Genomic DNA, 23,504 nt, shown 5'->3' on the forward strand with positions numbered 1-23,504 from the left:
CGGCATCCGAGATATCAAGCCTGTGGCTATGGGCCGCCCCGCTTTCCACACGTGCCGCATCGAGCCTTGCGGTGTCGCGGTCCCAAAGGCTCACCCGGCCACCTTCGCGGGTAATGCGCGCCGCTATCTCCAGGCCGATGCCAGCCGCACCCCCCGTCACGATCGCGACTCGTCCGGCAAACCTCCCGGCTAGTGTGAGATCGCTCATGTCTCGGCTCCGCTCAATGCGTTTTGGGGTCGTCTCTTCTTAAGCTGACTGAACCGTAAAAGGGTCGGCGCGGCAATTCGTCCTCAGTTTCGGCCGCCGGACTTTGCCTGCGCCCTAAGCGCCGGGGCAAGGTCCCCGCGGCGAGCAATCTCCACCCGGTCCAGACCAAGCCAAGCGGCAAGGGAGGACAGCTCGGTGGTCAGTGCCTCCGCCACAGCCCTAAGATCCGCGGCCTCCTCCATATGGGCGGCGAGAACATGGAGCGCGCCCGCTTGCCGGTCGGCCTTGAGATCGACCCGGGCGACAAATTTGTCGCCCAGCAGAAACGGCAAAACGTAGTAGCCGTGCAGGCGATTTTCGGCCCGTACGTAAATCTCGATCCGGTAGTGGAAGCCAAAGACTCGCTCGGCACGATCACGCTCCCAAAGCAGCGGATCGAAGGGGGAGACCAGCGCCTGGGCCGCTATCCTGCGGGGAATGACCGCATCCCGGTGGAGATAGGCCGAGCGCCCCCAGCCGGTAACTTCGACCGGGATCAACTCGCCAGCCTCCGCCAACTCAGCGACTCGGTCCCCGGCCGCCGGACCCAACCGGAAATAGCGGCCGAAATCGCCGGCTGTGCCAATGCCCAGGGCGCGAGCGGCAATCGCGACCAAGGCGCGTTGTGCATCCGCCTCGTCAGGGGTGGGTATGGCGAGAATCGAAACCGGCAAAACGCGTTCCGGCAAGTCATAGAGGCGTTCGAAGTTGCCGCGCCGACCGGCCACGGCGAGCTGGCCGCTCCAGAACAGGTATTCGAAGGCCTTCTTGCCGTCGCTCCAACCCCACCAGGCTGATTGCGAGGCGCCGCCATCGGTGAGATCGGCGGCCGCCATTACGCCGTTGTTGCGGATTTCGGCCATGGCCGCCGCTACCTGCCGCTTATGCTCGGCGGCGAATCGGGCGAGGCCAGACCACAGCCCCTGCCCGCGTTCAGCGCGCGCCATGCGCCAGCGGAACAAGGGCTGCATGGCGAAGGGCAGCAGCGATGCCTCGTGACCCCAATATTCGAACAGCGCCCGCTCACGCTTGTTTCCCCAGGCCAGGGTTTCCAGTGCCGCTCGGGGATAGGCGCCTAGCCGCGAAAAGGCGGGCATGTAGTGGGCGCGCGTCAGGACATTGACGCTGTCGATCTGCAGCGCGCCCAGCCGCTGAACCATTCCAAGAACGTGCCGGCGGGCCGGCGCATCGGGCCGGGCACGACCGATTCCTTGGGCCGCCAGCGCGATCCGCCGGGCCATGAGTGCCGAAATTCTCTCCATGGCCTTATCAAGCCGGTTCGCGGTCAAGGGGGCAACCTTCGATCACTCACGATGGGTGAACGGGCATCCTTCCAGCCTCGGGGCCGTTCCCCCACCAAGGGCAGGCATTGGCGGCCTTTCCTGCTCGCCGTCCGTTCCCGGTTGCTGTCATAATCCCCGCTTGAGCGTGGGAGGGCGGCTATGCCGACCACGGATGTGCATTTATGAGGACCCTTCATGCTGATGCACTTCTTCCGCTCCCTGATGCCGCGCGATCAGAAGTTCATCGAACGTTTCACTGAGCATTCGAAGTTGATTGTTCCCGCCGCGGAAGAGTTTCGTGCCCTTATGTCCGGAGACGGGAACGCCGAGCGGCATGCGGTAGAAATCAACCGGCTTGAAGATGCGGCCGATCAGATCACGCGCGAGACGATACTGGCTATTCACCGCACCTTCGTTACTCCGTTCGATCGCTCGCAGATCCTCGATCTCATAACGGCGCTCGATGACACGATCGACCTCATGAAGGATACCGGCCGCCGCATGATTCGCTACGGCGTCGGCTTCACGGCCGAAATGCAGGGCATGGCCGATTGCGCCGTGCGCGCCACAACCGAGATTCGGGATGCAATGCCGCTCCTGCGTTCGATCGGCGAGTTCGAGCAACAATTGACGACCATGTCGGTGGCCGTTCGGGGCATAGAAAGCGAGGCCGATGAATTACTCGACAGAGGATTGCGACGGCTGTTCGCGGGTGATCAATCCGCTGGCTACAAGCTGACGGTCGAGAAAGTCTATGACCTTGTCGAGGCCGTAGTCGATCGCTGCGAGGATGTAGTGGATGTCATCGACGGCATCGTGGTCGAGCAGGTCTAGCGGCCATGAGCAGCATGATTGTCGGCATGCCCGTGCTCGTGTTTCTCATCGTTACGGCCTTGGCATTCGACTTCCTCAATGGACTGCACGACAGCGCGAACTCTATCGCGACCATTGTGTCGACGCGCGTGCTGCGTCCGATCACGGCAGTAATTTGGGCGGCTTTTTTCAATTTCATCGCTTTCACCGTGTTCGGGCTTCATGTCGCCGCGACGATGGGCAATGGTGTGGTTCACGCGAGCATCGTTGACCCTCTTGTGATTTTCGCGGCGCTCGCGGGCGCGATCTTCTGGAATGTTTTGACCTGGCGTCTCGGCATACCCTCCAGCAGCAGTCACGCGCTGGTCGGTGGTCTTATCGGCGCGGGGGTCGCGAAGGTCGGGCCGGAAGCAGTCGTTTGGGGCGGATTGGCGAAGATTGGCTCGGCAATCATCCTTTCTCCAGTGACAGGCCTGCTCATAGCGATGGCGCTGGTATTGGGCGTGTCCTGGCTAGCCTTCCGCTCCACGCCCTTCGCCGTGGATAAACGCTTTCGCTACTTGCAACTCATCTCATCGGCGCTGCTGAGCCTCGCGCATGGCGGCAACGACGCGCAAAAGACGATGGGGATCATCACCGTCCTGCTATTCTCTCAGAGGCGCTTGTCCGGTGGGTTTCATGTGCCGATGTGGGTCGTTCTGAGCTGTCAGGCCGCGATGGCGCTTGGGACATTGTGCGGCGGCTGGCGAATCGTGCGTACGGTCGGGTCGCGCATAACGCATCTTACGCCCGTGCAAGGTTTTTGCGCGGAGACTGGCGGCGCCGCGGCGCTTTTCGGTGCGACATGGCTCGGGATTCCCGTTTCCACAACGCATACCGTCACGGGTTCCGTAATCGGCGTAGGCACCGCGCGTCGCGTTTCGGCGGTGCGCTGGGGTGTAGCGCGCGGCATTGTTGTCGCTTGGGGAATCACCGTGCCGGCCTCTGCCTTGGTGGCCGCGGCCTGCTATTGGCTCGGCATTTTGGCGATGCGGCTGACCTCTTCTTCATAGACCCTCGGTTGCACTGCGGGAGAGACCGGAGGATTGTCGCGCGCTGAGATCGGATAGCTCTGGAAGGAACCGAACTGATGCTGATCGCTGGCGATATCGGCGGCACGACGACGCGGCTGGCCCTCGTCTCCCTGGAAGGCGGCCCCCGCAAGTTCCTGGCCGAGGAGGAATTTCCGAGCGGCAAGTTCGACGGGCTGCAGCCGATCGTGGAGACCTTTCTGGCGCATCACGGCGGAACCGCCACCTCTGCCTGTTTCGATGTTGCCGGCCCGGTTGTCGGTGGCCGCGCGCGGCTGACCAATCTGCCCTGGAACCTCGAGGAAGCGGCCCTGGCCAAAGGCCTCGGGCTGAAACGCGTCACTCTGCTCAACGATCTCAGGGCGATCGCGCATGCGGTTCCGCAGTTGCGGTCCGAGGAACTGGCGGAGATCAATCCGGGTAAGGCGATCGACCATGGCCCGATCGCGGTCATGGCGCCTGGAACTGGGCTCGGCGAATCCTTCCTGATCTGGAGCGGCACGGAATACATCGCCTGTGCGTCCGAAGGCGGCCATGTCGATTTCGCGCCGATCAATCAGATTCAGGCGGGGCTATGGGCCTACCTGACTGATCGCTTCCGGCACGCGGCCTATGAGCGGGTCTGCGCCGGCTCGGGTATTCCGAACGTCTATGATTACGTGAGGTCGCTCGATCCCCTGTCGGAAACTCCCGCCTTCGCGGCCGTCCTACATGCCGCGCATGACCGCACACCCGCGATCCTCGATGCCGCGCTGAATGACCCGAACAACAATCCTCTGGCCGCTCAAACGCTGCGTATCGTGATTGATGTCTGGGGCGCGGAAGCCGGCAACCTGGCCATGAAGGTGATGGCGACTGGCGGTGTCTATCTTGCGGGCGGCTTGCCCCCACGCCTTGTGCCGCAGCTTCAGGACGGCGCTTTCATGCAAACCTTCGCCGCCAAGGGCCGCTTCGCGAATCTGCTGCGCTCGATCCCGGTGCGAATCATCACGATGAACGCGGCACTACTCGGAGCGTCGATGTACGGGCTGGAGCAGGAGGCACGCGGGTGAATTTCGGAAGTCATCCGTGATAGAGAGTAGTCTTTGCAAGGATACTCCGGCGTAAAGGCAAGGCGAGGATGCTCGGCCTTCGCCGAGCATGACGAAGAGTCCGCTGAACAGGTCGATGACAACCCCCGGCGCGACTACTTCGCCGAGGCTCGCTTCGCCTTTTGGACGCTCATAGGCTCCGCCTGCGGGCGTCCGATCAGGTAGCCTTGCAACTCGTCGATCCCGAGACGGTGGGCGATCGCGAGATGCTGCTCCGTCTCGATTCCCTCGGCGGTCACACGGATGCCGAGTTCCTGAGCAAGCGACATCAGGTTCCGCACGATGCTTTCCGTCTGCCTCTGATGCGGCACAGACCGCAGCACGCCACCTTCGATCTTGATCCGGTCGAAGGGGAACCAGTCAAGCGCGGCGAGACTTGAATAGCCGGTCGGGAAATCATCCAGCGCGATGCGCACACCCATCTGCCGAATGGCGTTGAGATCGTCGAAGACCTCCGGCGTGCGCGCCAAGGGAGAGGTCTCGCCCAACTCGATTTCGAGGCGTGCGGCGGGCAAGCCAGACTGGGCAAGTGCGTCGGCGATCGCTTCCGTTATTCCACGGCCACCCAGCTGGCGCGGCGAAACATTCACGGCGACGGTGGCGCCGTCGGTCCAGGTCGCCGCATCCCGGCAGGCGCGATGGAGCGCCCATTCTCCAAGCGGCACGATCAGCCGGCTTTGCTCGGCGACGGGGATGAATTCGGACGGGGGCAGCATGCCCATGCGGGGATGGCGCCAGCGGATCAGGGCCTCGCGCGAGACCACTTCGCCGGTCTGGCTGCTGATAATCGGCTGGTATTGCAGAATGAGCTGGTCCGGATTCCCGATGGCCTCCTTCAACTCGCTTTGGAGATCGCGGCGGTCCAGCCCCGGCTGGAACAGGCAGACCAGGCCTTTTCCACTCGCCTTGGCCGAATAGAGCGCCGCATCGGCGCGCGAGAGCAGGATTGTCGGGTCGTGCCCATGCTCCGGCACGCTGACGATCCCGACACTCACCCCTACGCGGATCGGCCAGGCAGCCCCGAATTCGATGGGCTGCGAAACCGCCTCGATAATCTTGGCCGCAAGCGCCTCCGCCGTGCTGATCGTGGACGCGGGGAGGAGGACCGCGAATTCGTCGCCGCTGAGCCGGGCGGCAAAAGCATCTTGGCCGACCTGTTGCGTCAGGCGTTCGGAAACGGCGCGCAACACCATGTCCCCCGCCGCATGGCCCAGCGTGTCATTGACGCCCTTGAAGCCGTCGAGGTCGAGATACAGCATCGCGAACCACGGCTCGGCGCGACCATTGCGCTCCAGCATGCGGGACAGATGATCGTTAAAGCCGGCGCGATTGGGCAGGCCCGTCAGACTGTCGTGATTGGCGAGGAAGGCATTCTCCCGCTCCGCGACTATGAGGTTGAGAACCTGTTCATGCAGCCGCCCGGTGAGGGCGATCATGCCGAGGATACTCGCCGGCACCAGTATGCAGAGGATGATTTCCCAGCGCTGGAAGTTGAGCGCGATCCCCAACATGTAGGGCAGACTGCAAAGTAGAAGCTGCAGGATGGCGGTGCGTGGGATAGGCGAATTGCGGGCGGTGATGCCGCCGATGATGCCGACCACCATAAGCGCCGCCATCAGCACCACGATGGGATCCGGACTGAGGGCGCAGCCGAAGGCGGCGATACCGATCATCGCCGCCCAGGCGCAGCCGCTCGCGATATAGACCAGCACCGGCCCCTCCCGCCGGTGCCGATGCGCCCGGCGCGCATTGACGATGAGGACGCAGCGCAGGACGAGGAACACGGCTTCCAGTCCCAGCCAGATCAGCGGCCAGATGGCCTGGGTACGCAACCAGATCTCCAGCGCCACGAGCGAGGAGCAGATCGAGGCTGCAACCAGGGAGGTAGTGCGGGTGAGCACCATCCCGGTCATGAGCAGCACCTGTTCGGTGGATGACGACCTCTTGTGTCGTACCAGCCACCGCAGGAGCCGGATCAGACTCTGCGCTTGCGCCCGCATGCCATTCGCTCCCTGGCGGCAAAACTTGCCCTGTATACAAGGCATTGCCAGGAGTCGGCACAGAAAATCGCGCGACTGGTGGGCGGGCGGGCCCTAGACGACGGCAGTTGGCAAGGCGCGGCCGGCGAAGAATGCCTCGAGATTGTCGAGCATCAGGCGGCCCATCGCCTCTCGCGTCTCGGTTGTGGCGCTGCCGATATGGGGGGTGAGAAGCACCTGCGGCAATGCGAACAGGGCTTGCGGAACCTTCGGCTCGTCCTCGAAGACATCGAGCCCTGCTCCGGCGATCCGGCCCTCCACTAGCGCCTGCACCATCGCGCTCTCGTCGATCAGCGAGCCGCGGGCCACGTTGATCACCACGCCGTTCGGACCAAGCGCATCAAGCACGGCGCGGCTGATGAGGCCCTTGGTCGCGGGCGACGCCGCCGTTGCGACGAAGAGCACGTCGGAGGCCGATGCCAGCGACGTGGCATCGGGAAAATAATCATAGGCGCCGGTTTTAGGCGTAGGGCCGGTATAGGCGATGCTGCCGCCGAAGCCGGCGAGCCGCGCCGCGATCGCTCGGCCGATCCGCCCAAGTCCGACGATGCCGTAGCGCAAGCCAGAGGCCCGGCGGGCGAGCGGAGGTTGCGACTGAGGCCATAAACCATCCCGCACGTGCCGGTCGACGGACGCGAAATTCCGCATCGCGCCAATCATCAGGCCGATCGCGAGATCCGCGACATCATCGGTCAACACGTCGGGCGTATTGGTGACGCGAAAGCCGGCTTGCCGTGCGGCGGCCAAGTCGATGCGATCGTAACCCACACCGTTGATCGCAACGATGCCGAGATTGGGCAGGCGCGCCGCTAGTGCTGTATCGATGCCAACATGACCGCCGGTGACGACAGCGCGTGTTTCCGCGGCGTAGTCACGCAGCCACGCCTCGCGCAGCGCTGGCTCGGGCCAATGATGCACTTCATAAAGCGCATCGAGCGTCGCCTGGGTCGAGGGCATCAGCGTGCAAAGTTGGAGCAGGCGAGGCTTCACATTGATCTCCCTTGTCGCGTCTCGGCAGTCGTTTCACACCAGCGCAATTCACGTCAACGCAAAGGGCGTGCCAGGTGATCCGGTGGCACCGACAATCGGCAGCGGCGCGAAGACATAGGCGAAACGCCAAGCCTGCTTTTCCGCGAGTTCGTCAAGCTTCATGCCCTCGTGAAGATAGATGCCGTGTTTCATGATGAGGTGCTGGTGGACGGGATGGAAGACCTCCGGGTCCACGGGCGGCACAACATCGACCGCGAAATTGTCCGCGCCCACCACGCAGGGCGCCTTCTTCGCAAGCCATTCGGCGGCCGGTAGACCCAGCCCCGGCGCGCCGTCGTAGAAAGTCGCCGCTTCCGTGCGGAAACGCGAGCCATGGCCCGTCCTGATCAGGACAGCGTCGCCGGGCGAGAACGCGGCCCCATCCAGCCCCTGCCGTTCAAGGCAAGCCTGTAGATCGGCGGGTGTGATTTCCTCGCCCGGATCCATCACCCGGCCCTTCAGCCCCTGCACGTCGAGCAATAGGCCAGGGGTGAAGAAGATGGGCGCGTTCTCGATCCCGAGCCGGGTCAGCCCATAGGGCGACCAGATTTCGGAGAGCGGGTTACCATTGTAGAACCGGATATTGCCGTGATCTGCCTTGTCGCCGATCTGCCGCCCGAGATGGCCGAGCGCATCCATATGCGTGCCGATCTGGCCGATCTCGGTCGCGAGGAATTCATCGTTCCACACGGTTTTGCTTCGCCCGCCATGGGGTCCGCCGGTCGGCCCGCCGGGCATGCGCAGGCCGAAGATACGGCCGGGCGCGAGGGGAATCCGGGAATCGTATTCATGGCCGAGCCGGATGATTTCGTTGCGTTGAACAAGTGTCAGCGCCTCGCGGATCTTCTCCGGACCCATGAGATTGCCATTGCCGCGCTGATCCTCCGCACCCCACCGCGACGGGTACCATTCCGCGCCTAAAGCCGGGCTTTGATCCGGATCGTCATTCCGTTGTTCAGGCACAGGCTTTTCTCACTTGCTGGCGGGAATGGTCGCGGCGCTGAGCTTAACCCGTCGCTTCGCGGCGGTCACCGCGAGGCCGACGGCCAGGATGAGCATGGCGCCATCAAAGATCGGCTCGACGAAGAATGGCGCGCCCAGCTGGTTGAGCCCTGCCACAGTCACCGCCAGAACGGCGACCGCGAGGATGGTGCCCCATACATTGACGCGGCCCGGACGGATGGAGGTCGCGCCCAGCAGTGCCGCGGTGAAAGCGGGCAGCAAATACTCCTGCCCCACGGAGCTTTGACCGACCTGAAGCTGCGACTGCAGCACGATGCCCGCGAAGGCGGCGGTCACTCCGGCTGCGACGAAAGCCACCGTCACATAGCGCTTGGCGGAGATGCCGTTGAGTTCGGCCGCACGGGGATTGGCACCAAGCACGTAAAGATGCCGGCCCGCCGGGAGGAATTCGAACACGATCCACAATGCGAGGCTGAGGACGAGGACATAGATCGCGGGAAGAGGAATGCCGAAGAGAACGCCGGACAGGCCGATGAAACTCTCCGGCAGCCTGGCGACGACTTGTTGGCCGCCGGTGTACCACTCGTTGAATCCATAGAGCAGCGTGCCGGTTCCGAGTGTCGCGATAAAGCTGTCGATGCCGACCACCGTGACCAGCACGCCGTTGCACAATCCGACGAGCGCTCCCAGCAGCAGCACGACGCCTGCCGCTTCCGGCCAGCTCAGCCCTTGGCCTTGCAGACCGATTACCAGAACCTGAGCGATGCCCAGGAGGAATCCGACCGAGAGGTCGAAATGATTCGCCGTCATCGGCAAGAACACGGCCAAAGCCAGCAGCGCGGAAATCGCTCTGTTGTTGATGATCGAACGGAAATTGAAATAGGTCGGGAAGGTATCAGGCTTCAGCGCGGAGAACACCGCGATCAACACAACCAGCAGAACCAGCAAGCCCCAAACGGAGATGGCCTGCGAGAAAGCCCGTCCTCCTGAGCCGCGCACCCGGGGACTCAAGCGGCAATCTCCGAGGAAGGTTCCGGGCCGGCGGCGAGAGCTGTGAGCTTCGCGACGGTGATGTCGGGGCGCAGGATCTCGGCCGTGACCTGGCCGCGATTGAAGACAAGCGCGCGGTGGCAGACCTTCTCGACCTCCTCGAAATCGGACGAGATCAGGAGAACGGCGCGGCCCCGCTTATGTGCCAGCTCAAGATCCCGATAGATTTCCGCCTTGGAACCGACATCGACGCCGATGGTCGGTTCCTCAAGAACGAGAAGCTCGACATCCGATTCCATCCAGCGCGCGACCACGACCTTCTGCTGGTTCCCGCCGCTCAAGGTGACGATTGGGGGTGTAGGATCGGGAGGCCGCACCGAGAAGCGTGCCAGAGCCTTTCGGCAGGCTTCCAACTCCCCTGCGCGGCCGACTGGTCGGAACGGCGAAATGCCCCTGGCACGCGAGTTGACATAAAGGTTCTCCAGCACGCTCAGCCCGCCGGCGAGGCTTTCCTCGGCACGGCGGCTCGACACGAAACCGATCCCGCTGCGGATTGCCTCGCCTGAATTTGCGCTCGCGATCGCATGGCCCTTGAAGTTCACGCTGCCTGCATGGACGCGCAGCGCTCCGAACAACGCCCGCCCCAGCGCATGATGGCCGGCGCCCCGTAAACCAACGAGGCCAAGCGTCTCTCCCCTGCGAATATTTAGGCTGACAGGTCCCACGAAGCCGGAACCGTCTTCCTGACCGACGACCACACCATCCAGTGTCAGCAATACTTCGTCGGACGAAGGAACCGTCGCGAATTCGGTCTGCGCGAGCGCGCCTCCCACAATCCAATCGACAAGACCGGGTGGCGAGGTCGCGGCGATGTCACGCGTCGCAATGCGGCGGCCATCGCGCAGAACCGTCACCCGATCCGCAATGCGAAACACCTCATCGAGCCTGTGCGTGACATACAACAAACCAATGCCGCTCGCCTTCAGCCGCTGCAATGTGCCGAGCAGAAGATCGACATCGGCTGCGGGAAGAGCGGCTGTCGGCTCGTCGAGCACGAGCAGATCACACCGCGTGGCGAGCGCACGGGCAATGGCGACGATGGATTTCTCGGCTGCCGAAAGCGCGCCAACCCGCGTTTGCGGATCGATCGCGCTATCCATGCGTCCCAGTGCCTCACGCGCAGCCGATGCTGCACCGCGCCAATCGATGATGCCGCGGCGCCTCGGATAGCCAGCCAGGATCGCGACATTCTCGGCCACCGTCATGAAATCGACGAGGCCGAGATCCTGGTGAATGAAGGTAATCGGCAAATGCGCCGATGCCGGATCCACCACCTCGCCATTCCAGCGTATGAGCCCGGCCGTCGGCGGATAGATGCCAGCCAGGATCTTGATCAGCGTCGATTTCCCGGCGCCGTTCTGGCCGAGCAAGGCGTGTATCTCGCCCCTGCGAACGTCGAAATCGACGCCATCAAGGGCGAGCGTACCGGTAAATTGCTTGGCGACGCCTTCCAGCGCGAGAAGCGGTTGCTCCTGTGCCGGTCTGGCGCCGCCTTCGCTCAAGGCGACACGCCCCAAAGCTTGAGGTAGTGGTTCTTGTAGTCATTGGACGGAACAAAGATATCCTTGTCGCCGCCTTCCGTTCCGACATTCTCCGCCGTTACGAGGTAGGGCGGCTGCACGAAGCCGCTCGGCGGCGCTTTGTTGAAGGCCCGGTTGAACTCATCAATCGCCTGATAGGCCTGCAGCTCGATGGGCTCCGAGACCGTCACCGTCTGATACTGATCGCCCTTGCGAATCCGCTCATAGGCCGAACGATTGCCGTCCGCGCCGATAAGCTTCGCTTGTGCGGGAGGAACGCCGGCGCTGCGCAAAGAGGGAATGGCGAAGTCGAGATCATTGTCGCCGACCGATGTAACGTAAATCGGAACGCCGAAACGCTGAACCCAGCTCGTGGTTAGCTGCGGCATCCGCTGAGCGGCCTCAGACGCCGGGAAATTCACATAATCGAGCATCTTGCAGCCGGGGCATGCCTGGAAAGTGTCGCGCGTCTGGCCGGATTTCGTCGCGGCGATCTGATACTCGTTGTGCGTGACAACCACGGCGCGGGCCTTGCCGTCACTATCCGCGATAGCCCAGTCGGCTTCGGCCTTGCCGATTTCGCGTGGGTCTTCCTGAATATTCACGAAAAGGTGCAGGTCAGGCTGAGGCCCCGGCAGTGAGGCCGCGTGCAGACCTATCACGGTAATATTCCGGCCGACCGCCGTGCGGATTGGATCCTGCAGGCTCTTGGCATCCGCGAAGATCGCGATCCCGTCTGGATTCAGGGCGATTGCCTGGTTGAAACCGGCGACCCAGTTCGATGGGCTGCCCTTGCCATCGATCACGGTCAGCTTCCACCCAAGCTTGGCCGCGGCCTGCTTCATGTAGAGGCCATATTCGCGCGAAATGTCGTTCTGCTCATCCCCGGACAAATACACGATGGACTTGCCCGCTGCCGGTTTGGGCGCCGAGGTTGGCCCCTGCCAAACGGTTTGCGGTCCCGCGTAACGGGCCACCGCCGCCTTGGCCGCAGCGACCGTGTCATCCGCCGCGAAAGCGCCCTGGCAGATCAAAGCGAGCCCGGCACCCGCGACGGCACTCAAAGCCAGATTTCCTAATCGCATCGCTCTCTCCCTCATCGCGCTCTTCAGGTGGCGCATCGATTTCCGGCCACTCTCCCCCAAAGCGGGCAAAGCGGTCAACGTATTTTAGATCGATCTAAATTCTGTCGACAGTGGCGGCTTGCCTTCCTATGGTCCGCGAGTTTTGAACCGGTCGGCACGTTGAACTCCGAACTCAGCCCTGTCGCGGAGCGGCGCGACGCGACGCTCAAAGAAGTGGCGGCGGAAGCCGGCGTTTCGCGCGCCACGGTCTCGCTCGTCTTGCGTCAAAGCCCATTGGTCGCCGCGGCCACGAGAGAACGCGTCGAGAGCGCGATCCTGACTGTGGGCTACGTCTATAATCGCGGCGCGGCACGGCTGCGAACGGGAACCTCCGGAACGATCGGGCTCATCGTTCCGGAAATAACCAATCCATTTTACGCGGAACTCACAGCCGGGATCGATGAGGTTCTTGATGTCGAGGGGCGCCTCACCTACCTCGCCACCTCGAATGACCGGCCGGAGCGGCAGGAGCGTTTCATCCGTCGCATCCGGGAACAAGGCGTGGATGGCATCATCTTGAGCGCGGCCGAGGGAAGCTCGCCCTGGCTTCTCAGGCAGCTCCGGGAGTGGCGGGTTCCCGTGGTGCAGATCCTGCGGTCGATCGCCGGGATCGACGCCGATTTCGTCTCGCCGGATTTCTCGCGCGGCACATGGGCCGCCATCGACCATCTCGTTGCCGCCGGGCATCGGCATATCGCTCTTATGCCGAGCGCCAAGAATACCTCCGCCGCACGAGAGCGCATCGATACTTTCCTGTCGGCGCTTCGCCATCATGGGCTTGGCCCCGGTATGGTGACACCCGGAGCCTCCTCCCGGTCCGAGGCCGCCGACCGTATCGGAGAAACGCTGATTTCCGCCTCACCGCCGAGCGCCGTCCTCTGCCACAATGACCTTCTGGCTTTGGGGGTAATCGCCGAGTTGCGGCGGCGGGGGATGACACCCGGACGGGACCTGAGCGTCATAGGATTCGATGACATTCCCGAGGCGGCCAGTTCCGTTCCGGCGCTCACCACCGTTGCGACCTTGCCGGTCGAGGTCGGCATTCAGGCCGCCCGGCTGTTGTTGCGGCGGATCGCCATGCCCGACGGAGCGCCGGAACGCATTCTGATCGCCCCGAGGCTGATCCTTCGCGAAACATGACGGATGCGCGCCCGCCCTGGCCGATCGCGCTCGTTACCGGATATCTGGGCAGCGGGAAGACGACCCTGATTACCCGGCTGCTTCGCCATCCCGATATGGCGGATACGATGGTGATCGTGAATGAGTTCGGCGAAATCGGCCTGGATCACCACCTCATCAAGGCTGTCACCGACAACGTCATTCTGCTGCCGAATGGCTGTTTGTGCTGCATGATTCGCCAGGACGTTGTGCAGACCCTCCGCGAACTCCATCGGGCCTGGTTGATGGGGTCGATCCCCGATTTCGGCCGCATCCTCATCGAGACCACTGGACTGGCGGAGCCAGCTCCTCTGGTTGCGTCGATCACGTCGCATCCGATGTTGTCAGATGCCTTCGCGCTGCAGAGCATCACGACGCTGGTCGATGCCGAATATGCGCCCAGCCAGATCGCAGGGGCGACGTGCCGCAACCAGATTCGCGTCGCGGACTATATTGCTGTTTCAAAATGCGATCTTGTAACGCCTACCGAGGTCTCAGATCTCCACGATCGATTGATCGCAATGAACCCGCTGGCGAGCATCCGGCAAAGCGATGCCGTGATCGAACCGGATCACCTGTTCCGCCGAACAGCCAGTCGGCCGTTGCCCCCTTCGATATCCTGCGACAGTGGCTCGGACCATCTGGCAGGAACGACAACGCTCGTTTTACGGCCGGAACGTCCGCTAACCTGGACTGCTTTCCAAACCTTGATCAACGACGTTTTGAATGAGTTTGGTCCGCGGCTTCTCCGGCTAAAAGGTCGACTGAGCTTTGACGCACACAAGGCGCCTGTGATCATCCAAGCCGTTCATCACACCTTCTACCCGATTGTCGAGGCGCCTCCCGGCAGCGGCCATGATGAGGATTTCTTGATATTGATTTTCGATGACGCGGTTCCGGCGAGCATCGTGGATCAATTTGCCTGCACTGGATTGGTCGTTCTGCCATGGCCAGATCAAGGAGCCGCCGAATGAATTATCTGCGTGATCGTCTCGCCCTCACGCTCGCTAGCATGACTATTCTAGCCTGCGGAGCGCTCGATTCCGCCTGGTGCGCCGAGGCATCGGCCCAGACTGGAACAGTAATCGTCACGGGGCCTGGCGTCGCTGTCGATTTCTCGGCGGAGACTCTCGCGCGGCTTCCCGCGATCAAAGTCGGCGTTTCGATCGGGACGATGAACGGAGCACTTCGAGGCACCTTCGAAGGCCCTCTGCTGTGGACGATCCTCGAAAATGCGGAAGCCGTCGATCCGAAGAAACCCCACAAGCAGGTCAGCGAGACCATTCTCGTGACCGGGAGCGACGGATATACCGCCGTATTCGGAGCCGGAGAGATCGCGCCGGAATTCGAGGGTAAACAGATCCTCCTGGCGGAGCGGCTGGATGGTAAGCCGCTCGGGCCGGATCATCTCCGTGTTGTGGTGCCGGGGGATCGCCGCGGAGGCCGAAGCGTTCGGGATGTGGTCCGCATCGCGGTCGTGGAGGCGCCGTCGCTGGAAAAGTGACGGGCCCTTACGCCCTACCTCCGAGGAGGAAGGATCGACGTGCTCGCCGCTTGCCTATGGGCCAAGATGTCTCGTCGCAGCCGTTCGTCAGCCAAATATTCGTAAGCTTCGCTGACCGAAATGCCCAGCGTCGCCGCAGCCTTTTTCATCGAGCCGCCCTCGCCATGGACTAGTCTCCATACATCAAGTCCGGTCGGCCGCGCCCGCGGAGAGCCCATGATTTTGAATCATCCTTAGTCATCAAGACGAATGAGTTGATACCTGACAGTCACCGAGATGCCTACTCATTGTTGTTCCTCGGAACGAGTTTCCTCAATGTGAGGTAGGGCGATCAGGTTACAGGGCAACTCTTTGATATTTGGTCGATTCTTCTCCAAAAGCTGAGGTTTCCCGAAGGCAAATCTTTTGATTCGCTGCTCTGGAGCGAGAAATCGATGCTCAACGTTCGCTGTCAAGGCAGTCGATCTGCGCGGCAGCATCGCGGCCGCCGGCGGGTGCCCTTGGCACCGTCGCCTCGATCACTGTCCTTCGGCCCCACCGATCTCATGGCCTTCGCCGCGTTGAGACGCCTGCCGGAATAGTGCCTTTGCTCTCACCCCCCGCGATGGACAGGGTTTGAACCCCGACAGTGGCCGGAAGGCGAGGATTCGTAGTCGCGCCACGCAAACGGGTGACGCCGATCATCCCTGCGGCGAATCCCCCGTCTTTGCTACAGCTCACAGCAACTGTTCGAAGGGATGAGATCATCTCCCGATTTCCACTACGTTGACCGACGACAACTTACAATCGAGATTGGTTATTGCGCCCGAACATACCGCGACTTCGGTCCAAGCACTAACGGCCGCCTACCTATTGGGGATTATCTTGCCAGAGACCAGAGTTAGACTTCATGCTTTGGACGCCCTGCGCGGTCTCGCGGCGCTCGCCGTTGTTCTGTGGCACTGGCAGCATTTCCAATTGCTCGGCACACACCAACTGACCTGGTCGAACACCGCGCCACCGCTGGATCACTCCCATCAGCCGTTCTTTTGGGCCCTGAGTTTGTTCTATTCGAGCGGCTACATCGCTGTTGATCTCTTTTTCCTGATCTCCGGTTTCATATTTTTCTGGCTCTACGCGGACAGGCTTGGGGACAGGTCCTTGTCGGTGATCGATTTTTGGGTGCTGCGAATCACCCGGCTCTATCCGCTGCATCTCGTGACACTGCTGGTCGTCGCCGCGCTTGAGCTAACGTTCCGTCGCGAAACCGGGCAGTTTTTCATATACGGCGCCAATGACCTCTCGCATTTCCTGCGGGGTTTGCTGTTTTTTCAGTCCAATGGTGCAGGTGCATCCTTCAATGGGCCGACCTGGTCAATCACCATAGAGCTGATCATGTACGGCCTGTTCTGCGCCGTGGCCTGGTTCGGCCTGCTCAGATACGCGTTGGTTCCATTCGTGATCTTCCTGCTCGGGCTGTTCATTTACTCGAAGCACCAGAACATCGCGATGGGCATCTGCGGCTTCTTCGAGGGCGGGTTGGTGTATTATCTTTTCCTGCGGGTGCGCAACTCGGTTCACCGGCCGAAGATCTTCTTGATGACGATGTTCGCCTGCGTGGCCGGCTGGCTCGCCGTCCTGGCGGGCAATTACGCCCCGCTGATGGCGCATGGCGATTTCGCGAGATTCATCCTGCCGGTCAATGGCATCGCGCTGAGATTGAGCGTGGCCTACATCCTGTTCCCATTGACCATCCTGCTTTTGGCCATGCACGAAACCACAGCGACAACGACCTTCAGATACCGCTACCTTTCGTGGCTGGGCGAGATTTCCTATTCGAGTTATCTTTTGCATTTCCCGCTTCAGCTCATCTTCGCGCTCGCCATCATGCGGGGTTTCCTGTCTCTCAAAACCGAGAACTCCGATGTCTTCCTCCTAGTCTACGGCGGCATCTTGATAGCCCTCTCGCTTGTCGTTTTCCGCGGTTTCGAGCTGCCTGTGCAGCGAAAGCTTCGGGAAAGCTGGAAGCGCATGGTTCACCTCTCAAGCTCTTCGCGGAAGCAACCCGCTTGACTTGACGATGAGGTGGCGGAATGTTACGATTTCAAATATATTAGGCTCCTAGCGAATTTGAGTGCATCGAAATGCATCAGTTACATTAGCCGTTTAACCTATTGATTGATCTCAATAAACTGTCTGGGGCGCCAATGGCCAGCTGGAAACGGCAAATCGTAGAGGTTCTGAGCAAGCCCCTGGGCGTCACTTTCACGCGCAAAGGCGCGGCCTGGGAGCTTATAGAGCCTGAACAGCTCGAACGTTTCCTGGCGGTCTTTCGGATCGATTGTGTGTTCGACGTCGGCGCGAATATCGGCCAATACGCGGCGCGGCTGCGGGAAATCGGTTTCAAGGGTCTGATCGTCTCCTTCGAACCCAACCCCGACGTCGCTCAGGTTTTGCGGAACGCGGCACGCGGTGACGACAAATGGGTCGTCGAAGAACTGGCTCTTGACGAGATCAGTCGCCCACTGACCTTCAACGTCATGAAGAGCTCGCAGTTCAGCTCATTGCACGAACCAGACCACACTGGTGTCGCAACTTTCGTCGAACTAAATGCGGTGGAGCGGCGGATCGATGTCACAACGCAGACACTTGACACCGTGTTCCCAGCTTTGCACGCGAAATACAAGTTCAGCCGTCCATTTTTGAAGATGGACACGCAAGGTCACGATGTCGCTGTCGCCAAGGGCGCAGGACCCTACCTGGTCCGATTTGCCGGCCTTCAAAGTGAACTTGCCCTGACCAACCTGTACAAGGACCAGCCCGGTTTCGCGGAGGTTCTCGAATTCTACAAAAACGCTGGCTTCAGACTCTCCGCCCTCGTTCCGAACAATGCCGGACATTTCCCCGACTTAAATGAAGTCGACTGCATTATGTATAATCCGTCATTTTACGAGCCGCCGGCATCATGACTTCGTTCATATGCCCCCCACATTTGGTGGCATTGAGCCGCATGCCCCGTTCCGGTATCGTCGTCCCTATGAGAGACGCGCGCGGACATCCGCGGAACCCTCTCGAACCCGTCGCAAGGATACTGGCTCGCCAGCGACGAAAACGGCCGATCGTCCCGTATTCGAGTGAGCTTTGAGAGAAACGAACCGATGAATCGCACAAAGGTCACGGTCTACTTCTACGGCGCCTTCACGCCTGAATCGGATGGGTGTCACGCGCGCGTCTGCTCGCTGGTTGACCGGCTGAGCGAGACATACAAGGACGTCGCGGTCTATTCCTACGACAACCACCCCGACTTCCCCTGGACACCGGCCAATATCGCTGCGTTCCGGAAGCGCTGGCCCAATGTCGAGCTGGTGCTGGAACCCTATACGTCGAAGCTCAAAATCCTCACACGGGTCAAGAATCTCCTCATCTCGGTTTTCCCCGGCTCGGCGGATCGCCTTCTTCGTCTCTCGGTCCATGGCTGGAGCCCCGAATTCGACAGGCTGAAATCCGAGTCACAAGCTGTTTTCGTGAACTACGCCCATGGGCTCAACCAGCTCAACGGGGTCGATCCCGCACGCTGCCTAGTGGACACGCATGACATCAACTTCGCCAAATGGGCGAAACTCACGAATTCGAGCTCGGTCTCGACGACATCCCTGCGCAAGCTCAGGGGCGAAATCGCGGCGCTGCAAACCGCGAGCTCCGTCATCGCGATTTCGCCACCCGAGGCGGCCTTCTTCCGGATGATGCTGAACGGGGACGATGTCTTCTACGTGTCATCCTGGGCCGCGCCGCGTATCCTCGCCGAGGAAGTCGAGCGGGCTGTGCCCGACATCGATCTGGTCTTCGTGGGGTCCGGCTACAGCATGAATGCGCGCGGCTTCTGTGACATGTTGGAGAAACACGGAAGCTGGCTGTCGCGCTACAAGATCGCGGTCTGCGGCCTTGTCTGCAATGACCCGGATGTCATCGCCGCGGCGGAGCGGTTCCCCAATGTCAGCCTATTGGGCTATGTGGAGCGCCCTGCCGATATCTATGCCCGCAGCAAGGCGGCTCTTTCGCCGGTCGATGGCACCGGGCTGAAGATGAAGATCATGGCGGCCCTGGAGGCCGGGATTCCAGCCTTTGCCTCGAAACAGGCTTTCGACGGCCTTCCGCCGGGTTACGAGCAAGCCGTCTTCCCGATCAGCGAGGCGAGTGTCGCCAACCTACTCGGCAACGAGCAAAAACTCGCGGCGGCACGGATAGCGGCGCGCAACTACCACGCGACCTTCAATCGGACTGGGGAAGCGAAGGCGGTGCTGGACCGGCTGAGACTGTCTGAGATGCCCGCCTTTTGATGATCCCATGGCGGCTGCGCGAAGCTCTCTGAGCATCTAAAGCGCGACGGCTCTAACTTGAACCGTGCTCCAACGATCCGTCATGGCACGCGAAGGCGTGCGGGGCACCCCGTGCCATCCACGCCTTGCCTTCGTCGAGGGAGGAAGGCGTGGATGCCCGGCCTGCGCCGAGCATGACGTGGTGGGTTGAGGCCGGTTCAAACCAAAGACATCCCGCATCTAAACCGGAAGCTCCTCTCCCCGCCGCCGCAACCTACTGCGGTGCGAGGAGAGGAGCTTCCGTTTTCCATGGGGTCCCATCAGGCCGAGCGCGACCCCCGGCACGACCCTCAGGTCGCCACGTTCGGCAAGGCGAAGCGCTGTTTCGGCGGCCGGATGACGTTTCTCGCCGTCAGCAGTTGCTTCCGGAGCTTCGGCCCGACCATCTCGACCAGGTGAGACGAGAACGCCGTCTTCAAACGCGCCGCGCTCTTGATCATCGAAACGTCAAAGCGGCGATGGGGCAGCAAACCGAAGCGCGAGAGGAAAATTCCCGCATTCGGAGTGGCATAGCCATCCATGTCGAAAATCAGACCCGCCTTTTGCGCAAATTCAACCGCGTTCCAGATCAGAACACTATTCGCCGTGTAGTCGTTCGATTCCGGGTTGCGGCAATTCAGCCAGTAGTAGAGGTGGCGGTTGTCCCAAATCAGTATCGCACTCGCGATGTCCTGCCCCTGGGCATCAACGCAGGACAGGATCGTGGCCTGTTTCCGGCTAAAGCAAGCTTCCCAGATCCGGGTGATGGCGCCGTAATCGACGATGTCGGTGAATGCCCTGTCTTTAATGAACAGGCTCGACAGCTTTATGTACCGGGCAATGTCGTCGTGAAATTCGACGCCCATGCGTTTGGAGCCGGTCTTGATATTGTAGCGAACCTTCTGATCCATCTCTACCCAGGGATCATGGCCACCGCTGGGATCGGTGCGAAAGGTATAGTTCGCGGATACAGTGTATCCGGCAAGACAGAAGGCGATGTCCATCTTCGAGTCGGGCGGGAGGCTATATTTAAACTGATCATGTTTCGGCAACAGATCAGCCAATCCTTTGAGCGCTTTCACGCTGTAGGAAAGATCCTCTTTCGGCTTGGCCGCCCCAAGATGAATAATTGGTTGCATCACACGCGCGAGCGTCGGCATGCCGATGACCGTTAGGCCCCGATACCTATGTTCCGCGAAAATCAGCTTTGCTGTGAGATTCTTCCCGTCATTGTATTCGACTTGCTTCCATTTTCCGTCTGTTGCAGCCTGATACCACCACTCTTGCTCAAAAATCGGCGCGTGATCCAACATATCCTAATACCCAATTTATAATCCCGAAAATACGATAGCAGCCCGAGCGTGTTTGAACCATTGACCTGATTCGGTAGATGAAGATGCAAGATAGCTAATTTTCCACCATCGATTGCGAGCGTTACCAGCCGGATACGTTTTGCGGCCTCGCCGCGAAGGTTGGCGACGTCGAAACTCCGGGCGGGCCTCGTCATAACGCGCTTCCTCAAGTCACTTCCTATTCAAATTGATGCGGAGTGCCCACCTTGGTCCTCCGCCTTTTCGACCTTGGCTAATCTGAGTATTGAAGCGTAATACCTTCTGAATAGCAAATGCAGACAGGGATTCACTTGCCTTGGACCGGCGTGACTGTGCATGAGGGGCCATGGAAGACGCCATACACCTCGTTCCGCGGCCCGGTCCGGCGCGCGAGCGGACAGCACGGCCGGGCTGAGCACAATGGGCGTCGCCCGGACTGTGGCATCAGCGTATAGTAGCCGCTGGACTTGGCTGACTGCGGCGCGGCCTGGGATCGCGTACCCCTCGTGAGGCAAATTACCACACCATGCAGATAACGCAGCTCGGCATCGTTCTGATACCGCTCAGCTTGCTCTGGGCTTACAACCCGGTGCGGCTTCTGCAGCTGGCACTGCTATCGGCCGTGTTCGAAGCGGCTTCGGCGCTGACCTTTGGCAGCTTCGGCCTGCAGCCGGCCATGGTGCCGGGCCTGCTCTTTATCATCTATATCATCTCCCAATACGCGCTTGGCATGCGCTACCCGGGTGAGGGCACCGTGTTCCGCGCCATGGCCCCTTTGCTGTTGCTACTGGTCTACGCGGTTATCTCGGCCTGGCTGCTGCCGGATACCTTCGCCGGCCGCATCTTCGTTTCGCCGCAGAAGCCGGATCCGCTGGCTTTCGGCGCGCTCGTGCCGCTTGAATTCACCTTCGGCAATATCACGCAAGTGCTGTACCTGGGCATGAACGTTCTCTTCGCCCTGACGGCGGCGATTTATGTCACGCGCGGCTCGGTGCCTTACGAGCGCATCATCGCGGGATATATGTTCGGCGGCTATATCGTGGTCGCGCTGGTTTTCTGGCAGTTCGCCAATCGTCTTGGCGGGATTTGGTATCCCGAGGATCTCCTGCACTCCAACCCCGGCTTCGCCATCGTGACGCAAAGCTTCGGCGCGGTTCCGCGGATGCAGGGGCCGTTCTCTGAGCCCGCGGCGCTGGCCTTCTACCTGTCCGGCGTAGCCCTGTGCTGCTTGTGGCTGTCCATTCGCGGATACCGGCTTATGAAGCCCAATCTGCTGCTGGCCCTGTCGATCCTCTGCGTGCTGCTTTCGACATCGACGACCGGAATCGTCACGCTCGTCGTCGGCCTTCCGCTGGTCCTGGGGTTGGCCTCGGTGGGTGGCGATCTCAGCTCGCTGAAACGGGCATTCAGGACCATGGGGGTCTTGCTAATCGGTGCGGTGCTGGTGCTCGGGCCGCTTTTCGTGATCAAGCCCGGTCTGATCGACTCGGTAGACACCGTCGTCACCGCGACGCTGACCAAGGGCGACAGCGACTCCTATGAGGCACGGTCAAGCCTCGACTCCGGTGCGATCGAAGCTCTGGCGGCTTCCGACGGGCTGGGGGTCGGCTGGGGAAGCTATCGCAGTTCCAGTCTGATACCCGGCCTCCTCGCGAATGGCGGCGTGTTCGGGCTGGTGATGGTGTCCTGGCTTATCTGGGGTCTCTACCGCCTCAGCCGGCGGGCACGCGTCGCCTCACCAACCCATCCCGGGCAGGTGCTGGCCGCGGGCTTCACCGCCTCGATGTGCGGCCAATTCGGCGCGGCCTTGATCTCGGGACCGATGATAACCTCGCTCGCGTTTTTCCTTCAGCTCGGCTGCGTGGTGGGCGTGCTCGCGCGCATGTCGATCGAACCGCGCCTCCTCGGTCTCCGCAGCGCAAGCCTGCCGGGGCAAGCCGTGTTGAGGGCCGGCACAGGCTACTCGCAGACAGCGTCTTAGCCTGTCTTTGATCCGAGACGCGCGATCGCCGCATCGATGGCGCGGTTGATGCCGACAGGAAAGACGAAGCCCGCGGCGCGCAGCTTGGTGCCAGAGAGCTTGAGCATCCCGAGCGGAAAGCGGATCCCCGGGTTGCGGTAGCGCGCGAAATCCTTCCCCATATCGAGCAACACGGGGACATCCAGTGACACCTTGAAGCGATCGTCCCCGGTCGCTCGATAGGCATTGGCGAGCAGCGAGCGATAGGTGCCCCCATCATCGTCGACGATGTTGTATGCCTCGATCGTCTTTCGCGGTGCTGGCGAAACCGAGAGGCCGCGCTCCATCAGATGCGTAATGGCGGCGGCCGTATCGAACGCGGTGATGAACTGGTTGCGGCGATAGGCGGCGAAGGTCTTCCGCGCCTTGCTCCAATTCCCGGCGTTCAGCAGATCGGCATCCTCCGTGACCACGCCCGGCCGGTAGAAATCGACGGTCATCCTCGGCGCCAGTGCTTCGATGGCGGCCTCCCCGGCAGCCTTGGTCCGGGCATAGTCGAGCATATAGGGCTCGGCGTAATATTGTTTGGTCATGGGGGCGGAGGGGTCGAGGCGAGGCGTTTGCTCGTCCACCAATCTCGTGCGGGGTGATCCGTAGATCACGATCGAACTCGCATGACCGAAATAACGGATGCCGCGTTCCTCGGACAAGGCGACGAGCCGCCGGGTCGCCTCGACATTGACCGCATCCATCACGCGCTGGTCGCGCAGCTCCGCCGCCAGGTGAATGACGGCGTCGCAGTTGTCGAGAATGGGCGCGAGGGCCTCGGGCTGGCTCAGGTCCACTTGGTGCCAGATTACGGCGGAATTCGCGCCGGGAGCGCTTCGGTAGAGGCCGTGGACCTCGTGCCCTCGCCCCACGAGGCTCGAGATAACGTGGCCGCCGCTCCTCCCCGTCGCTCCTGTGACAAGGACCTTAGCCATTGCAG

The 23,504-nt window shown here is 61.5% G+C and carries 20 protein-coding genes; 10 read left to right on the forward strand and 10 right to left on the reverse strand.

Annotated elements, in window-relative coordinates; translation table 11 throughout:
- Nucleotides 1–208, reverse strand: a 208-nt coding sequence (locus tag GSQ83_RS04320) for an SDR family NAD(P)-dependent oxidoreductase (RefSeq protein WP_158801657.1), incomplete at its 3' end; no start/stop codon positions are given.
- 83 nt (nucleotides 209–291) lie between these two features.
- Nucleotides 292–1,536 (reverse strand): winged helix-turn-helix domain-containing protein, encoded by a 1,245-nt coding sequence (locus GSQ83_RS04325; RefSeq protein WP_254065497.1) that lies wholly within the window; start codon nucleotides 1,534–1,536, stop codon nucleotides 292–294.
- Between the two features lie 189 nt (nucleotides 1,537–1,725).
- On the opposite strand from GSQ83_RS04325, the gene GSQ83_RS04330 reads away from it, so the two are divergent.
- From GSQ83_RS04330 to glk, 3 genes are all read left to right on the forward strand, one after another.
- Nucleotides 1,726–2,364: a DUF47 domain-containing protein gene (locus tag GSQ83_RS04330; protein WP_158801658.1), complete on the forward strand. Its 639-nt coding sequence runs from the start codon at nucleotides 1,726–1,728 to the stop codon at nucleotides 2,362–2,364.
- A 5-nt stretch (nucleotides 2,365–2,369) separates the two neighbouring features.
- Complete coding sequence (locus GSQ83_RS04335; protein WP_216849929.1) at nucleotides 2,370–3,395, forward strand: inorganic phosphate transporter; 1,026 nt, start codon at nucleotides 2,370–2,372, stop codon at nucleotides 3,393–3,395.
- Nucleotides 3,396–3,472: 77 nt separating this feature from the next.
- Nucleotides 3,473–4,465 (forward strand): glucokinase, encoded by a 993-nt coding sequence (gene glk / locus GSQ83_RS04340; RefSeq protein WP_158801659.1) that lies wholly within the window; start codon nucleotides 3,473–3,475, stop codon nucleotides 4,463–4,465.
- Nucleotides 4,466–4,599: 134 nt separating this feature from the next.
- Here glk and GSQ83_RS04345 read toward each other — a convergent pair whose 3' ends face one another.
- From GSQ83_RS04345 to GSQ83_RS04370, 6 genes are all read right to left on the reverse strand, one after another.
- Nucleotides 4,600–6,504, reverse strand: a complete 1,905-nt coding sequence (locus GSQ83_RS04345) for a bifunctional diguanylate cyclase/phosphodiesterase (protein WP_158801660.1) — start codon at nucleotides 6,502–6,504, stop codon at nucleotides 4,600–4,602.
- Between the two features lie 93 nt (nucleotides 6,505–6,597).
- Nucleotides 6,598–7,533 (reverse strand): 2-hydroxyacid dehydrogenase, encoded by a 936-nt coding sequence (locus GSQ83_RS04350; RefSeq protein WP_158801661.1) that lies wholly within the window; start codon nucleotides 7,531–7,533, stop codon nucleotides 6,598–6,600.
- 48 nt (nucleotides 7,534–7,581) lie between these two features.
- Nucleotides 7,582–8,535: a cyclase family protein gene (locus GSQ83_RS04355; RefSeq protein WP_158801662.1), complete on the reverse strand. Its 954-nt coding sequence runs from the start codon at nucleotides 8,533–8,535 to the stop codon at nucleotides 7,582–7,584.
- Between the two features lie 9 nt (nucleotides 8,536–8,544).
- Nucleotides 8,545–9,546, reverse strand: coding sequence for an ABC transporter permease (locus GSQ83_RS04360; RefSeq protein WP_158801663.1), 1,002 nt, complete (start codon nucleotides 9,544–9,546; stop codon nucleotides 8,545–8,547).
- Nucleotides 9,543–11,087 carry a sugar ABC transporter ATP-binding protein gene (locus GSQ83_RS04365; RefSeq protein ID WP_158801664.1) on the reverse strand — a complete coding sequence of 515 codons (1,545 nt, stop codon included), beginning with the start codon at nucleotides 11,085–11,087 and terminating at the stop codon, nucleotides 9,543–9,545. Before GSQ83_RS04365 ends, GSQ83_RS04360 begins: the two co-directional genes overlap by 4 nt.
- The gene (locus GSQ83_RS04370) at nucleotides 11,084–12,190 is read right to left on the reverse strand and encodes a substrate-binding domain-containing protein (RefSeq protein WP_158801665.1); all 1,107 of its coding nucleotides are present in this window, start codon (nucleotides 12,188–12,190) and stop codon (nucleotides 11,084–11,086) included. Before GSQ83_RS04370 ends, GSQ83_RS04365 begins: the two co-directional genes overlap by 4 nt.
- Nucleotides 12,191–12,349: 159 nt before the next feature.
- Here GSQ83_RS04370 and GSQ83_RS04375 point away from each other — a divergent pair, with 159 nt between their 5' ends.
- The 6 genes from GSQ83_RS04375 (at nucleotide 12,350) to GSQ83_RS04400 (ending at nucleotide 19,207) form a co-directional block, all read left to right on the forward strand.
- Complete coding sequence (locus tag GSQ83_RS04375; RefSeq protein WP_158801666.1) at nucleotides 12,350–13,369, forward strand: LacI family DNA-binding transcriptional regulator; 1,020 nt, start codon at nucleotides 12,350–12,352, stop codon at nucleotides 13,367–13,369.
- Entirely contained in the window at nucleotides 13,366–14,361 is a 996-nt protein-coding gene (locus tag GSQ83_RS04380) for a GTP-binding protein (protein WP_158801667.1), read from the forward strand. Before GSQ83_RS04375 ends, GSQ83_RS04380 begins: the two co-directional genes overlap by 4 nt.
- Nucleotides 14,358–14,891, forward strand: coding sequence for a molybdopterin-dependent oxidoreductase (locus tag GSQ83_RS04385; RefSeq protein ID WP_158801668.1), 534 nt, complete (start codon nucleotides 14,358–14,360; stop codon nucleotides 14,889–14,891). The genes GSQ83_RS04380 and GSQ83_RS04385 overlap by 4 nt, the downstream gene beginning before the upstream one ends.
- A gap of 864 nt (nucleotides 14,892–15,755) precedes the next feature.
- A complete protein-coding gene (locus GSQ83_RS04390; protein WP_158801669.1) occupies nucleotides 15,756–16,943 on the forward strand; it encodes an acyltransferase in 1,188 nt (395 codons plus the stop codon).
- Between the two features lie 134 nt (nucleotides 16,944–17,077).
- Nucleotides 17,078–17,839, forward strand: a complete 762-nt coding sequence (locus GSQ83_RS04395) for an FkbM family methyltransferase (RefSeq protein ID WP_216849930.1) — start codon at nucleotides 17,078–17,080, stop codon at nucleotides 17,837–17,839.
- A 189-nt stretch (nucleotides 17,840–18,028) separates the two neighbouring features.
- A complete protein-coding gene (locus GSQ83_RS04400) occupies nucleotides 18,029–19,207 on the forward strand; it encodes a glycosyltransferase (RefSeq protein ID WP_158801671.1) in 1,179 nt (392 codons plus the stop codon).
- Between the two features lie 329 nt (nucleotides 19,208–19,536).
- On the opposite strand, the gene GSQ83_RS04405 is transcribed toward GSQ83_RS04400, so the two are convergent.
- Nucleotides 19,537–20,538 (reverse strand): GNAT family N-acetyltransferase, encoded by a 1,002-nt coding sequence (locus GSQ83_RS04405; protein WP_158801672.1) that lies wholly within the window; start codon nucleotides 20,536–20,538, stop codon nucleotides 19,537–19,539.
- A gap of 544 nt (nucleotides 20,539–21,082) precedes the next feature.
- Here GSQ83_RS04405 and GSQ83_RS04410 point away from each other — a divergent pair.
- The gene (locus GSQ83_RS04410) at nucleotides 21,083–22,537 is read left to right on the forward strand and encodes a hypothetical protein (protein ID WP_158801673.1); all 1,455 of its coding nucleotides are present in this window, start codon (nucleotides 21,083–21,085) and stop codon (nucleotides 22,535–22,537) included.
- Here GSQ83_RS04410 and GSQ83_RS04415 read toward each other — a convergent pair.
- A complete protein-coding gene (locus GSQ83_RS04415; RefSeq protein ID WP_158801674.1) occupies nucleotides 22,534–23,499 on the reverse strand; it encodes an NAD(P)-dependent oxidoreductase in 966 nt (321 codons plus the stop codon). The two genes, GSQ83_RS04410 and GSQ83_RS04415, sit on opposite strands and share 4 nt — an antisense overlap.
- Nucleotides 23,500–23,504 lie beyond the last annotated feature (5 nt).

The sequence above is a fragment of the Acidisoma sp. L85 genome (assembly GCF_009765865.1).
Classification (GTDB): domain Bacteria; phylum Pseudomonadota; class Alphaproteobacteria; order Acetobacterales; family Acetobacteraceae; genus Acidisoma.

Coding starts and splice junctions, on each gene's coding strand:
- GSQ83_RS04330 (WP_158801658.1), top strand. CDS start 1,726: ATGCTGATGCACTTCTTCCGCTCCCTGATGCCGCGCGATCAGAAGTTC.
- GSQ83_RS04335 (WP_216849929.1), top strand. CDS start 2,370: ATGAGCAGCATGATTGTCGGCATGCCCGTGCTCGTGTTTCTCATCGTT.
- glk (WP_158801659.1), top strand. CDS start 3,473: ATGCTGATCGCTGGCGATATCGGCGGCACGACGACGCGGCTGGCCCTC.
- GSQ83_RS04345 (WP_158801660.1), bottom strand. CDS start 6,504: ATGCGGGCGCAAGCGCAGAGTCTGATCCGGCTCCTGCGGTGGCTGGTA.
- GSQ83_RS04370 (WP_158801665.1), bottom strand. CDS start 12,190: ATGCGATTAGGAAATCTGGCTTTGAGTGCCGTCGCGGGTGCCGGGCTC.
- GSQ83_RS04380 (WP_158801667.1), top strand. CDS start 13,366: ATGACGGATGCGCGCCCGCCCTGGCCGATCGCGCTCGTTACCGGATAT.
- GSQ83_RS04385 (WP_158801668.1), top strand. CDS start 14,358: ATGAATTATCTGCGTGATCGTCTCGCCCTCACGCTCGCTAGCATGACT.
- GSQ83_RS04395 (WP_216849930.1), top strand. CDS start 17,078: ATGGCCAGCTGGAAACGGCAAATCGTAGAGGTTCTGAGCAAGCCCCTG.
- GSQ83_RS04400 (WP_158801671.1), top strand. CDS start 18,029: ATGAATCGCACAAAGGTCACGGTCTACTTCTACGGCGCCTTCACGCCT.
- GSQ83_RS04405 (WP_158801672.1), bottom strand. CDS start 20,538: ATGTTGGATCACGCGCCGATTTTTGAGCAAGAGTGGTGGTATCAGGCT.
- GSQ83_RS04410 (WP_158801673.1), top strand. CDS start 21,083: ATGCAGATAACGCAGCTCGGCATCGTTCTGATACCGCTCAGCTTGCTC.
- GSQ83_RS04415 (WP_158801674.1), bottom strand. CDS start 23,499: ATGGCTAAGGTCCTTGTCACAGGAGCGACGGGGAGGAGCGGCGGCCAC.